The following is a 12996-nucleotide window of genomic DNA, read 5'->3' as shown; positions in this document are numbered from 1 at the left end:
TGTCCATATACAGACCTCAAGTGCGACCCCACCGGACCGATGCCGATGCGGCCGCGAGAGTAGGGTCTGTGGCCCCGCCGATATATGCGTCCGCCTATTTAAGGCCGGTGATTTCTTCGACCGCTGCCTGTGAGTTCTTCAGCGCTTCCTCGGGCGTAATCGTGCCCGCGACCACCTTGGAAAGCTCGATGCCGAAGGCATTTTCGATCTCCGGCCACTTCGGATGGCGCGGCCGTGGCGTCGAGGCCTGGATCGCCTCCATCAGCACCGGGTAATGGCGGAATTTCTCCTGCTTGGTCAGTGCCGGGTCGGTGAAGACCGAGGTCCGCACCGGTGGGTTGCCGCGCTCGGCGGAGATCTTGATCTGCTCGGGCGAGGTCGCCCACAGCATGAAGTCGAAGGCTTCCTGCTTGTTCTTGGAGGCCGACATGATGCCCATGGTCCAATGGCCGATTTCCGAGCTGCCCGGTTTCGTGCCCGCCGGAATCGGGCTGTAGGATATCTTGCCGACCATTTTCGATTGGCTCGGATCCTCGAAGGTCGCGACCCAGTTCGGCCAGTTGATAGACGAGGCGGCGGTACCAGCGGCCAGCGCCGTACCCACTTCGTTGGCGTTGTAGCTCTCGATCCCCTTTGGCGAAACGTCGCGGAGCGCCATGAAGGTCTTCATCGCCGCCGCGCCTTCCGGCGTGTCGATCGTCACCTTTGTGCGATCCTCGTTGAACATATCGGCGCCGTAGGACCAGAAGATCGGCATGAAGTCGGCCACCACGGGGTTACCCTGACCGCCGCGGAAGACATAACCGAAATAGCGGCCGCCGCCGTCCTTGGTCAGGGCCTGGCTCGCCTTCAAGACGTCATCCCAGGTCTTGGGAGCGTCGACGCCGGCTTCCTTGTACTTGGCGGCATCATAGAAGAACATCTGGGCGTTTCCCACATAGGGCAGGCAAACATAGGGACCGGTATTGTAAGGGTTGCGGCAGATCGCCAGCGACTTCGACAGGAAGTCGGTGTCCGGCCCCTCCAGGCCCGCATTCTTGAAGTATGGCGTCAAATCCTCGAGATGTCCGTTCTCGGCGAAGAACGGAATCCACGGGTCATCCATCAGGATGATGTCGAACACGCCGGATTTGGTTGCCCCTGCATTGGCGCCCTGTTCGAACACATTGGCATAAGGCGCCTGCACGATCTCCACCTTCGTGCCCTTCATCTTCGAGTAGTCGTCGGCAGCAGCCCTAAGGCCATCCCCCTCGCTGCTCGATGGCACGAGGACCGTGAAATCGGCCCAAGCGGCTCCGTTGATCGCAAGCGCGGACGCCGCGGCAGCCAAAATGAGAAACAATTTGCGAACCATCATACACCTCCCAATCCGAGTTTCTGGTCAAAGGTCGACTTTGCGGACGGCCTGACCTGGTCCGGCATAGTGGAGACACTGCCTCGACATCCACGAACGACTGAACTGCGAGATGAAACGGAGGCCGGCATCTCCTAAGCCGGCTGTTGCTCCCGCGATGAGTTTATCACATCGAAAGCCTTATTCAGAGAGGTTGCATTAGTATTTACTGTTATTTGAGATTGCGCGAGCGCCAGTTCGACAAGGCGCTGATACGCCCATCCGTGGTGCCCCGCCCGATGCGGTCCAGGAATCGCTGGTATCCGGGATGTTCGATAAGCAGCCGCCGGCCGAGGCCCGACAGGAAATCGACATCCTTCGCATCCAATGTCAGCCTGTTGTGGAGCGTCATGATCCGCCGCGCCACCGGCGGGTCGACGATATCGGTCAAGGCCAGCCGGACGACGTCGACATCGAGATCGCCGCAGTTCCGCTTCGCCCTCCCGTTACCGCAACGCCACTTCACGAAGCTGTCGCGCCAGGCCGGCAGATGGTTGCGGAAGGTATCGAAACTCTGGAGATTGGGGATGTTGATCATCGCGTCGATGGCCGCGACAATCGCGTCCGGCGCCTTGGGGCTATCGACGGTTTTCGACAGATCCCCTCCGATCCGGGTCGAGGCATCCACGACGATGACGATCACGTGCCTCAAGCGCTGGGCCCGCTCCTCGGGAATGGGTTCGGGTGCAGACCGCACCATCAGATGCAACAGACTCTGCGTTCCGACGCCATCCACCAGACCGCCGTCGTAGAGCTTTAGGTAGTTCAGATCCTTTGCTGTTTCGTATCGCCGCAGGGCGCCGGCGTACTCGCTTGCGACAAGCGAACCCGCTGCGCGTGATCCGGCAACCGGGGCAGCCTTTTCAGGCAGCGCCTCGCAACCCGTCCGGAAGTTCTGCAAGGTCAAGGGCGCAAAGACGACCGGGACGGCGGCCGAGGCCGCGACAGCGTAGGCGAGCGGATAGTCGTCAAAATCGCTGCAAATGGCAGTGAAAGATTCGCGGTCGAAGATGAACGGCGCGCGGTTGTAGAGGTCGGTCGCATGGATCACCAGGCGCGGATGGCCCGGGCGCGCCACCGTGCCGAGCGTCGCGCCCTTGAACAGGTTCGCATCAAGCCAGGCGGGCAAGCCGGACCGGTCGTTCACCCCGCCCTAATAGCCGCGCAGGATGTTCCCCGGCGAAAACGACAACCGGAGCGACGCCTCGACGTTTCGCCCGAGAAAGCGCTCGCGGAAGTCGGCAAGGCCCGAGCGGCCGTAAAGTGCGAAGTACGACGCAAGCACCGCCCCGCCGGAAACGCCGGCGACGACGGCAACGTCGTCCGCGAGCTTGCGCCCTCTTACCCCTGGCGATGGCGCCTCCGCCAGAGCCGACAGCACACCATAGCCGAACGCAGCCGAGCGGGCGCCGCCCCCGGAAAACGCAAGAATGATACCCGTGTCGTCGGCATCCGGCGTCGGTCGCTGCAGCGGGATGGCTCCGGTCGTCAATTCCAGCCGCCTGTTCGTCGGCGTCACGTCCGGGCCGACGCAGCCAGCCAGGGCGAGCGCGAATGCCAGAACCCCGCACTGCAGAAGTCTCGAGGAATGGATCGCCGCAGCCCACCCCGTGGCTGGGTTGCGGCCGGGTCGATCTCCATGCGCGTGGCGTGAACGCCACCTTCGGTTCCCGATTTTCATGCGTCCTGATCCAGGCCCTTTGGCGATATCTCGCGGAACGCATGCCCACGAGCGATTGTCGCACAGCCTAAGGATCAACATTGAGACAGCATGTCATGCGCCGCGCTCGCAACGAATGATTGTGCAATGCTGTCGATCGGGATTAGCTTGCGGCATCCTACGGAAGGAACGCCCTCTTTGAAGATACCGATCGAACCAGCATTTGCCCCATAGGACGAATGACAGGTTCCCTCAATGAAGCGGCACTACGTTGCGCGCGCGTAACGACATTTGCACGAGGTGAAGCGCAATCATGCGGGTCTTGCTGGTCGAGGATGAGAAGGAACTCGCGGGTGCGCTGAGGGCGGCATTGAGCAATCACAGGATGATCGCGGATCATGCGCGCGACCTCGCCGAAGCGGCCTTGATCCTGCGCGATGCGGTCTACGATGTCATCGTGCTCGACCGCAAGCTTCCGGATGGTGACGGGCTCTCGCTCATTTCCGCGATACGTTCGCGCGGCAACAACGTGCCTGTGCTGGTGCTGACCGCACTCGACGACCTCGCCGACCGGGTTGCAGGGCTCGATGGTGGGGCCGACGATTACATCGGCAAACCCTTTGCCTTTGAGGAGCTGCTGGCGCGACTGCGGGCGCTGGCGCGGCGGCCGATCCCTGTGCAGTCCGACATAGTCACGGTCGGGCGCTTCTCCTTCGACCTCGCGCATTGCCAGGTAAGCGTGGCCGGCACATCGCTGAAAATGCCGCGGCGCGAGCTTCTGGTGCTCGAAACCCTCACCCGCCGCATGGGCCGGATGGTGCTGCGCGCCGCCTTGATGGAAGCGGTGTTCGGCCTCGACGACGAAATCCAGTCCAACGCACTCGACACCCATATTTCCCGCGTCCGCCGCAAGCTGCAGGAGGCGGATGCCGGGGTGATCATCAACGGCATCCGCGGTGTCGGCTATCTGCTCAGGGGAGGCACATGAGCGGCAGCGCTTCGCATTCGTTCAAATGGCGTCTCGTCGGCTGGCTGGTGCTGTTCGAGACGGTCGCGACCCTGGTCGTGATCGCCATTGCCGTCGGTTTGCTCTGGGTGACCGGCTATCTCATTGACGGCTACGAGAACGGCAATGTCGACGTCTTAAAGGATGCCATCACCCGCAATCAGAACGGCGACCTCGTCCTTCAGGAAACGCCTGACTTGACCCGGTTGCGTCAGCAGGCGGGGAACATCTGGTTCATCGTGCGTGACAAGGAAGGACACAGTCTCTCCGAAGGAGAGGTGCCCGACGCCTTCGCCTTTGCGACCGCCGGCCTCGAGCACATGAACGACGCCCGCTTCAGGCTTTCCCCGGACAAGAACGCGCGCCCGGAAGCCGTTGTCAAATGGCTCGAGTCCCCGGCCGGCAGCATCCAGATCTTCAGCGGCACAGAAGGGGAGCTGACCTTGAACCGCCTTCTGCTCAGCACGACCGGCGCCTTCCTCACGATCTTCGTGCCGATGCTGCTGCTTCTGGCGTTTGCGACCGTAGTGGTCACGCCGATCGTCGTCAGGAGAATGCTGTCAGGCCTCTCCCACGCGGCCTCGCATGCGGCGCATATCGAATATGACCAGCGCGGCATCCAGATGCCGGTCGCGGGCGTACCCTCGGAATTCCTGCCGCTGGTGACGGCGGTCAACGATGCGCTGGTGCGGCTTGATGACGGTTATACAAGACATAAGCGCTTTCTGGCGCAGGCCGCGCATGAACTGCGCACACCGGTCGCCATCCTCGGAGCCCGTATCGCGTCGCTTCCACCGGGATCGGACAAGACCCGACTCAACGAGGACGTGACGCGCCTTTCAATTCTGGCAGGCCAGTTGCTCGACCTCGAACGTCTCGATGCCCAAAAGGACGAGTTCAGACCCGTCGATCTCGCAGTCCTCGCAGAGCGGGTGATCGTTGCACTCGCCCCCCTTGCTTTTGGCGCCGGCTATGAGATGACCTTCGAGGCGGATCAACGACCTGTCATGGTGACGGGAGATGAGGCGTCGCTGGAGCGGGCGCTCACCAATCTCGTGCAGAACGCCATCGACCACGGCGGTCGGCGGGGCACGATCAAGGTCAAGGTCCATCCGCAGGGTTCGATCGATGTGTGCGACGACGGCGACGGAATACCGCGCAGCGAGACGGACAAGATATTCGAGCCGTTCCAGCGGCTGCGCAAGGACGGCAAGGGCGCCGGCCTTGGGCTCAATCTCGTGCAGAAAATCGCCCATCTGCACGGCGGTTGCGTCGATGTCGCCCGCTCGGCGTCCGGCGGCGCTTGCATGCGCATTGTGCTGCCGCTTTCGCAAGGCGTTGAAGCCTAACTGGATGTTTCCTTTAATCGTCGCCGATCAAAGGACAAAACATGCGCAATTCAAAGTGCTACAGCAACCTTTGCGCGTCTGATAAGACGCGCGGCGCTGTAGTGAAAGGACAAGCCCCGGAACAGCAGTTCCGGGGCTCGATCGCAGCTTAGCCGGGAGAAAGAGCTAAGCCGCCTGGACCTTCTTCGACACGCGCGCCCATTCCGGGATCCAGTCGCGATGGGCGACGAGCAGATCGTCGACAAGCGCCCATATCTGGTCGAGGTCGAGTTCGGCCGCCGTGTGCGGATCCATCATCGCGGCGTGATAGAGGTGCTCGCGGTTTTCGGTCACCAGCGCCTGGACCGTCAATTCCTGCACGTTGATGTTGGTGCGGATCAGCGCGGTCAGCTGCGGCGGCAGGTCGCCGATGAAGGTCGGCTGGATGCCGGAGGCGTCGACCAGGCAGGGAACTTCCGCAGCGCAATTTTCCGGCAGCGAGGTGATGCAGCCGTTGTTCCTGAGGTTGCCGTAGATCACCGACGGCTCGCCGGTCCAGACCGAGTTCATGATCGAGGAGGCGTATTCGTGGCTCTCGGCCACTTCGATCGTCTCGGCTTCCTTGAAGGCTGCCGCCTGCCCCTTCCAGCGCTCGATCTGCTCGACGCAGCGCTTCGGATATTCGTCGAGCGGAATGCCGAACTTCTCGATCAGATCCGGCCGACCGTCCTTGATGAAATAGGGCGTGTATTCGGCGAAATGCTCCGAGCTTTCGGTGACAAAGTAACCGAGCCGCGTCAGCATCTCATAGCGCACCTTGTTCGGGCAGCGCGGGTTCCAGTGGCTGGGCTTCGGAAAACGTCCCTCGCGGTAGCCGCGCACCAGATCCGGGTAGAGATTGCGGTAGCTGCCGTCGGCCTGTTTGTGCTCGAAGGTCAGGTAGAAGGCCATGTGGTTGATGCCGGCGGCACGGTAGCGGATTTCCGAAACCGGGATATCGAGATCGCGCGCCAGCTCGAAGGCCGTGCCCTGGACCGAGTGGCAAAGGCCGACCTGGCGGATCGTCGGATACTTCTCAGAGATCGCCCAGGTGTTGATCGCCATCGGGTTGACGTATTGCAGCAGGATCGCGTTCGGGCAGACCTCCAGCATGTCCTCGCAGATCTTCCAGAGATGCGGCACGGTGCGTAAGCCCCGCATGATGCCGCCGACGCCGAGCGTATCGGCGATCGTCTGGCGCAGGCCATATTTCTTCGGCACCTCGAAGTCGGTGACCGTGCAGGGCTCATAGCCACCGATCTGGAAGGCAACGACAACGAAATCCGCGCCTTCCAGCGCCTTGCGCTGGTTGGAATGGGTCTCGATCTTGGCCTCGACGCCGAGCGTGTGCACCAGCTTGCCGGCGACGATCTCACTTTCGCCGAGGCGCTGCGGGTTGACGTCCATCAGCGCGATCGTTGCGGCGGACAGGGACGGCCGCTGCAGCACGTCGCCGATGATGTTCTTCATGAAGACGGTGGATCCAGCGCCGATGAAGGTGATCTTGGGTTGTCTGGTCATGGATTGCCTCTGTTTTCTCGTGGTCATGCTGCCACATCGAAGGCGGCTTTAACGAGCCGTTCGGTGTAGGCGGTCTTGGGATTGGAAAGGATTTCGCTCACCGGCCCCTCCTCGACGATTTTGCCATGCTGCATCACCACCACCCGGTGGCAGAGCGCGCGCACGACCTTGAGGTCATGGGAGATGAAGAGGTAGCTGAGCCCCCGCTCGTCCTGCAGCTTGCGCAACAGCTCGATGATCTGGGCCTGGACGGAGAGATCGAGCGCCGAAGTCGGCTCATCGAGCAGGATGAATTCCGGCTCGAGCGCGATTGCCCTGGCGATCGCGATGCGCTGGCGCTGGCCGCCGGAGAACTCATGCGGGAAACGCGACAGGATGTTGCCCGGCATGCCGGCGGCGCTGAGCGCATCCACCACCCGGTCGAGCCGCTCCTTGCGGTTCTGACCGATGCCGTTGACGACCAGGCCCTCCTCGATGATCTGGCCGATCGACATGCGCGGATTGAGCGAGGCGAAGGGATCCTGAAAGACGATCTGGATGCGCGAACGCAGCGGCCGCATCTGGGTGCGGTCCTTGTCGTGGATCGGGATACCGTCAAAGAAGACCTCGCCGCCATCGGCATTGATGAGACGGATCAGCGCCTGGCCGAAGGTCGTCTTGCCGGAACCGGATTCGCCGACGAGCCCCAGCGTCTCATGCTTGCGCAGATTGAGGCTCAGCCTGTCGACGGCGACGAACTCGGAGAATTGCGGGCGAAACAGGCCACCCTTCTTCAGCGTGAAGCAGACCTTCACGTTCCGCCCGTCAAGCATGATCGGCGCATTGTCGGGCAGTGGCTTGGCAGCACCCGACGGTTCCGAAGAAAGCAGCCGCTTCGTGTATGGATGCGATGGGTTGGCGAAGAGCGCCGCCGTGGTGTTGTGCTCCTTCACCTCGCCATACTGCATCACATAGACATAGTCGGAGAACTGCCGCACCACTGTCAGGTCGTGGGTGATGAGGATCACCGCCATGCCAAGCTCACGCTGCAGGTCGCGGATGAGATTGAGGATCTGCGCCTGCACGGTGACGTCGAGCGCCGTCGTCGGCTCGTCGGCGATCAGCACGTCCGGATCGTTGGCAAGCGCCATGGCAATCATCACGCGCTGGCGCTGGCCGCCGGAGAGCTGGTGCGGATACTGGTTGAGCCGCAGCTCTGGATCCGGGATCCGCACGTGGCGCAACAGTTCGAGCGCCCGCTCCGTCGCGGCGCGGCGGCTGATCCTACGGTGCGCCCGGATCGCCTCGATGATCTGCGTGCCGACCGTATAGACAGGGTTCAGCGAGCTCATCGGCTCCTGGAAGATCATCGCCAGCCGGTTGCCGCGCAAGCCGCGCCGTTCGCGCGGCGAGAATTTCAACACGTCCTTGCCGTCATAGTCGATGCGCGATTGCGGGGCGATGGTGGCGCGCTTCGACAAAAGCCCCATGACGCTGCGCGCCGTCACCGATTTGCCAGAGCCGGATTCGCCGACGATGGCGATGGTTTCGCCGCGGTAGAGCTGGAAGGACACATCCTTCACCGCCTCCACCGTGCCGTGTTCAACCTTGAAACCGACCGCAACGTTGCGGGCGTCGATAATGGGCCGGCCGGTCCGCTCGGCAAGGTCCTTGCGCTCAGGCGGAGCAGCTGAGAGGGCGTCGATTGTCTCTGACATGTTGCGTCCTCCTCAATAGGGATCGATGGCATCGCGCAGGCCGTCGCCAAGGGCATTAAAGGCGAAGACCGTGACGAGCACGAAGGCGACGGGCGAGAGAATCCAGGGATAGGACCCGATGACGGAATAGGTGGAGGTGTCCTGCAGCATCAGCCCCCAGGAAATCAGCGGCGGCTTGACCGCAAAGCCGAGGAACCCGAGGAAGGATTCCAAGAGCACCACCTGCGGGATCGAGAGCGTGACGGCGACGATCACGTGGCTCATCACGTTCGGCAGGATGTGTTGGAAAATGATGCGCCGGTCGCTGGCCCCGACGGCGATGGCCGCCCGCACATAGTCGATGCGGGCAAGCGCCAGCGTCTTGCCGCGCACCTCTCGTGACATCTGCGCCCAGCCGAGCGCCGACATGACGATGATGACGAAGGCGAGGAAGACATTGGTCGGCGCGGTCACCGGGATCAGCGATGTCAGCGCCAGATAGAGTGGCAGTTGCGGGAAGGCGAGCACCAGCTCGACGAAGCGCTGGGTCCAGACGTCGAAGCGGCCACCAAAGTAACCCGACGCCATGCCGACGGTGGTGCCGACGAAGGTCACGATCGATACCACGATCAGCGCGATCATCAGCGAGATGCGCGATCCGACCAAAATTCGCGAGAGCACGTCGCGGCCGAACTTGTCGGTTCCGAGCAGATGCACCGGCGAACCATCGACCGCGCCAAAGAGATGCCGCTCGGCCGGGATCAGGCCGAAGAGGCGGTAGGGCGCGCCCTTGATGAAGAAGCCGAGGATCTGCGGATTGTCGTAATCGGGGCCGATGATCGGCTGAAAGGTGATCGGGTCAAGCTCCGTGCCCTCGCTCAGCGGGTAGCTGCGCGGCGGGAAGACGAAGTTGCCGTCCTTGTCGGCAAAGCTGATCGCCTGCGGCGGCGCGAAGGCGACACCCGTTGCCTTCGGATCGACCGGCGACAGGAAGTCGGCAAAGACCGCCATGAAGATCAGCAGGCCGACGAGGACCAGCCCGAGCATGCCCGTCCAGGAGCGTTTCAGCCGGCGCCAGACGAGCGCCTGGTAGCTTTCATTGTGCTGCTCGTGCTTGGGCTCGACAACGAGCGGAAGGGTTGTCTCAATCTCGACGGTCATGCCGGGGCTCCTCCCAGACGCACGCGCGGATCAAGTGCTGCGAGCAGCATGTCGGCGATGATGTTGCCGAGGATGAGGGTGGCCGACAGCACCAGCATGAAGGTGGCGGTGACATAAACGTCGCCCACCCACATGGAGCCGACGATGGCCGGACCGACGGTCGGCAGCGCGAAGATGATCGCGGTTTCGATCTCGCCCGTCAGCATATAGGGCAACACGACGCCCTGATACATGATCAGCGGGTGCAGGGCGTTCGGAACCGCGTGGCGCATGACCACGGCCCCTTCGCTCAAGCCCTTCGCTCGCGCCGTCTCGACATATTGCGCGTTCAGTGTGTCGAGCAGATTGCCGCGCATTACCCGCATATTGTAGGCGAGCCCGCCAAAGGTGGCGATCGCCACGACCGGCCAGACATGTTTGACGAGGTCGACGAACTTGTCCCATGACCAGGGCGCGCCGCCGTAGCGGGCCGAGTGGAAACTGTTGATTTCGCTGACATTGAAGTGGAAGACGAGGATATAGACGATGATCAGCGCCATCAGGAAACGCGGCACCGTCATGCCGAGGAAGGCAACCGTCGAAAGCAGGCTGTCGACCCAGGAATATTGCCGGGTCGCCGCGATGATGCCGAAGGAAATGCCGATCACCGACGCGAGAATGTGGCAGACCAGCGCCAGCGCCAGCGTGCGCGGCAGGCGCTCGCCGACGACGTCGGCCACAGGCTTGTTGTAGTAGAGGCTGTGGCCGAAATCGCCACGCGTCAGGATGCCGGTCATCCAGTTGACGTATTGCACCGCCATCGGCTGATCGAGCCCATGCTCCCTGCGATAGGCCTGGGCCTGGGCTTCCGCCTCCTCGTAGGACGCGCCGCCCTGGTTAATCAGCTGCGAGCGGATGTAATCGCTATAGTCTCCGGGCGGGGCCTGGATGATAGCGAAGGTCGCAACGCTCAGCACCAAAAGCACCGGGATGGCAGAGGCAATGCGGACAAGCAGAAACCTGAACATGCCGTTTCCTTCTGTCGGTTGGGGTGATGGAGCGCTCCTCCGGCCTGCGACCGGAGGAGCAGCGTGGCATCAGTTGCTGAGGCCTTTCTCGCCGGGCTTGCCCGGAAGCTGTTCAGCAAAGAGCTCGAAGTCACCCTGTTTGTCCGAGGGAACGAAGAGGCGCTCGCGTATGATCGTGTCCTCCGCCCAGTTGAACATAAAGATCGGCGCACCCGTCGGCACGTTGGCGAAGCGCTTGTTGATGATCAGCGCCCCCGGATATTCGGTCAGACCGATCGTATCGAGGTTCGTCGTCGCGATCTTCTGATATTGCTTCATCAGTGCGACACGCTCTGCATTGTCGTTGCTGGCGATGAACTTGTTGATGGTATCGACAAGCTCCTGCTCGAACGGCATCAGATCGACCTGTCCACCCTCCGGCGCGCGGTGGTGCCAGCTGGTGCGCGGACCCGTTGCGCCAAGCTGCGGCGTGTTTTGCACGACGGACGCGTATTCCGGTCCATTTCGGTGAACCATCCAGTCGAAGCGGCCGGCATAGTTGGTCGCATCGCGCTGTTTGCCGTCGAGGGAATTCAGCACGACCCGAAGACCGAGCTTCTCCATCTGCCCGATGATGCCTTCGGCGAGGTTGCGGTCGGTCGCATAGCTGTTGTCGATAAGAAGCACGATCTCGACGTCTTGCCCACCGGCCTTGTCGGCCGGGAAGTTGACGAAGCCGTTGCCGTCGGTGTCTTTCAGGCCAGCTTTTTCGAGCAGAGCCTTCGCGCCATCGAGGTCAAAGGGATAATAGACGGTCGACTCCCGGTCATAGAAGCTGGTGCCGGAGGAAAGTCCGCCCGGATAGATCGCCGTGAACGGACCCTTCACCAGCGCCTCGCCGAGCTTCTTGCGATCCACCGCCATGGTCACCGCCTTGCGGAAATCCTCGTTGCGGTTGAGCTCGCGCACGGCCTGGGCCCGTTCGTCCGGCTCGCCCCAGCCATTGGCCGAGAAGTTCATGTGCAGATTGTAGCCGATGAGGCGCGGGCCGAAGGCAAGCCGCGCGGGTGCCGTATCCTGGGCAGCGCGCTTCAGAGATTCGACGAAGTTTTCCGGCTGCTCGAGGTTGGAGAGATCGGCGGAACCGGCAATCGCCTGCACGTCGCGGTCGGCCCAGGTCGAGAGCTTGTAGTGCAGCTCGTTGATGTAAGGGAGCTGGTTGCCGGCCTCGTCCACCTTCCAGTAGTAGGGGTTGCGGCGCAGCACGATGATATCGTCAGCACGGTAGGCGACCGGCACCCAGGCGCCCATGACGGGGATGTTCATGTATTCCGGCGGGAAGGCGTTCTTGTACTGGTCGTAGGTCGTGCCCGCATATTTCGGGTGTTTGGCTTTGAGGATATGCGACGGGCCGGGGCAGAAGGTGCCATAGGCCATGGCATAGAGGTGCTGGCGCGGGAAGGCCTCCTTGAAGGTCCATTCGACCGTGTACTGGTCGATCTTCTTCAGCGTCGTTCCGGCGCCGAAGGTCTCAGGCGTTGCGCCGTTCAGCGGAGATACATTCGGGTCGAGGACATTGTCGTCCCAGTAGAACATGACGTCGTCGGCGTCGAAGGGGTCGCCGTCCGACCATTTCGCACCCTCGACGAGATGCATTGTCAGCTTGTGGCCGTCGGCAGACCAGTCCCAGCTCCTGGCAAGGTTTGGCAGCGGCTCGACGTCCTTCGCTTCCACCTGGAAGAGCGGTGCGGTGCGGGTCAGACATTCCGACATGCCGATATCGATGCCGCCCCAGCCCTGGCTCTGGCCGGCCGAGTAGTTCCAGCCTTCCGGCCGGCCGCCGATGACGTGGCGCAGCGTATCGCCATAGACGCCGACGCCATCGGGCATGTTGCCGGTCTTGAAGACCATCGGCTCCTTCGGCAGGCGCTCGGCAACCGGCGGCAGCTTGCCGGCCTTGACGTATTTTTCGGTGACCCAGGCCGGCTCCTTGTACTCCGGCAGCGCCTTGAACTCGGCAATCGAGTCGCGCGGCACATAGGTGATCTTGCCCTGGGCCGGGAATGGCGGCTGCTCGGGCACGACTGATGGATCGGAGGCCGCCGCCTGAAGGGCGAAGGTCGAGATGCCGACGAGCAGCAGGCTCGCCGTTTTCGTCAGTCTGTGGCTGGTCATTGGCTCAGATTCTCCCTCTTTTCGCCGCGCCGAAGCGTGGCCTCCTCCTTG

At 62.5% G+C, this 12996-nt stretch carries 10 protein-coding genes; 2 read left to right on the top strand and 8 right to left on the bottom strand.

What is annotated here, in order from left to right; all coding sequences use genetic code 11:
- Positions 1-94: 94 nt before the first annotated feature.
- The 3 genes from AC3WWH_RS09615 to AC3WWH_RS09605 all read right to left on the bottom strand — a co-directional run bounded on the left by AC3WWH_RS09615 (position 95) and on the right by AC3WWH_RS09605 (position 3074).
- Positions 95-1354, bottom strand: a complete 1260-nt coding sequence (locus AC3WWH_RS09615) for an ABC transporter substrate-binding protein (RefSeq protein WP_110880540.1) — start codon at positions 1352-1354, stop codon at positions 95-97.
- Positions 1355-1565: 211 nt separating this feature from the next.
- Positions 1566-2540, bottom strand: coding sequence for a hypothetical protein (locus AC3WWH_RS09610; protein ID WP_492376942.1), 975 nt, complete (start codon positions 2538-2540; stop codon positions 1566-1568).
- Positions 2541-2546: 6 nt separating this feature from the next.
- Positions 2547-3074 (bottom strand): patatin-like phospholipase family protein, encoded by a 528-nt coding sequence (locus tag AC3WWH_RS09605; protein WP_492376941.1) that lies wholly within the window; start codon positions 3072-3074, stop codon positions 2547-2549.
- Positions 3075-3366: 292 nt separating this feature from the next.
- Here AC3WWH_RS09605 and AC3WWH_RS09600 point away from each other — a divergent pair, with 292 nt between their 5' ends.
- Together AC3WWH_RS09600 and AC3WWH_RS09595 are read left to right on the top strand one after the other, a co-directional pair.
- Positions 3367-4041, top strand: coding sequence for a response regulator transcription factor (locus AC3WWH_RS09600; RefSeq protein WP_113398578.1), 675 nt, complete (start codon positions 3367-3369; stop codon positions 4039-4041).
- Complete coding sequence (locus AC3WWH_RS09595) at positions 4038-5408, top strand: sensor histidine kinase (RefSeq protein ID WP_113398577.1); 1371 nt, start codon at positions 4038-4040, stop codon at positions 5406-5408. Before AC3WWH_RS09600 ends, AC3WWH_RS09595 begins: the two co-directional genes overlap by 4 nt.
- Positions 5409-5573: 165 nt before the next feature.
- On the opposite strand, the gene AC3WWH_RS09590 is transcribed toward AC3WWH_RS09595, so the two are convergent.
- From AC3WWH_RS09590 to AC3WWH_RS09570, 5 genes are all read right to left on the bottom strand, one after another.
- The gene (locus AC3WWH_RS09590) at positions 5574-6947 is read right to left on the bottom strand and encodes an alpha-glucosidase/alpha-galactosidase (protein WP_110880544.1); all 1374 of its coding nucleotides are present in this window, start codon (positions 6945-6947) and stop codon (positions 5574-5576) included.
- 23 nt (positions 6948-6970) lie between these two features.
- On the bottom strand, positions 6971-8644 hold the full coding sequence (locus AC3WWH_RS09585) for an ABC transporter ATP-binding protein (RefSeq protein WP_058322816.1): 1674 nt from the start codon (positions 8642-8644) through the stop codon (positions 6971-6973).
- A 12-nt stretch (positions 8645-8656) separates the two neighbouring features.
- Positions 8657-9784 carry an ABC transporter permease gene (locus tag AC3WWH_RS09580; RefSeq protein ID WP_058322815.1) on the bottom strand — a complete coding sequence of 376 codons (1128 nt, stop codon included), beginning with the start codon at positions 9782-9784 and terminating at the stop codon, positions 8657-8659.
- Positions 9781-10791, bottom strand: a complete 1011-nt coding sequence (locus tag AC3WWH_RS09575; protein ID WP_492376940.1) for an ABC transporter permease — start codon at positions 10789-10791, stop codon at positions 9781-9783. Before AC3WWH_RS09575 ends, AC3WWH_RS09580 begins: the two co-directional genes overlap by 4 nt.
- A gap of 69 nt (positions 10792-10860) precedes the next feature.
- Entirely contained in the window at positions 10861-12945 is a 2085-nt protein-coding gene (locus tag AC3WWH_RS09570) for an ABC transporter substrate-binding protein (protein WP_492376939.1), read from the bottom strand.
- Positions 12946-12996: the final 51 nt, after the last annotated feature.

The organism is Ensifer sp. EB106-03-01-XG145 (genome assembly GCF_058792075.1).
Note: the sequence above shows the minus strand (reverse complement) of the source record. Positions and strands in the feature narration are given on the sequence as shown.

What these genes read in the sequence shown, in the direction of transcription:
- AC3WWH_RS09615 (WP_110880540.1), bottom strand. Translation starts at nt 1,354, where the DNA reads ATGGTTCGCAAATTGTTTCTCATTTTGGCTGCCGCGGCGTCCGCGCTT.
- AC3WWH_RS09575 (WP_492376940.1), bottom strand. Translation starts at nt 10,791, where the DNA reads ATGTTCAGGTTTCTGCTTGTCCGCATTGCCTCTGCCATCCCGGTGCTT.
- AC3WWH_RS09585 (WP_058322816.1), bottom strand. Translation starts at nt 8,644, where the DNA reads ATGTCAGAGACAATCGACGCCCTCTCAGCTGCTCCGCCTGAGCGCAAG.
- AC3WWH_RS09580 (WP_058322815.1), bottom strand. Translation starts at nt 9,784, where the DNA reads ATGACCGTCGAGATTGAGACAACCCTTCCGCTCGTTGTCGAGCCCAAG.
- AC3WWH_RS09590 (WP_110880544.1), bottom strand. Translation starts at nt 6,947, where the DNA reads ATGACCAGACAACCCAAGATCACCTTCATCGGCGCTGGATCCACCGTC.
- AC3WWH_RS09595 (WP_113398577.1), top strand. Translation starts at nt 4,038, where the DNA reads ATGAGCGGCAGCGCTTCGCATTCGTTCAAATGGCGTCTCGTCGGCTGG.
- AC3WWH_RS09605 (WP_492376941.1), bottom strand. Translation starts at nt 3,074, where the DNA reads ATGAAAATCGGGAACCGAAGGTGGCGTTCACGCCACGCGCATGGAGAT.
- AC3WWH_RS09570 (WP_492376939.1), bottom strand. Translation starts at nt 12,945, where the DNA reads ATGACCAGCCACAGACTGACGAAAACGGCGAGCCTGCTGCTCGTCGGC.
- AC3WWH_RS09600 (WP_113398578.1), top strand. Translation starts at nt 3,367, where the DNA reads ATGCGGGTCTTGCTGGTCGAGGATGAGAAGGAACTCGCGGGTGCGCTG.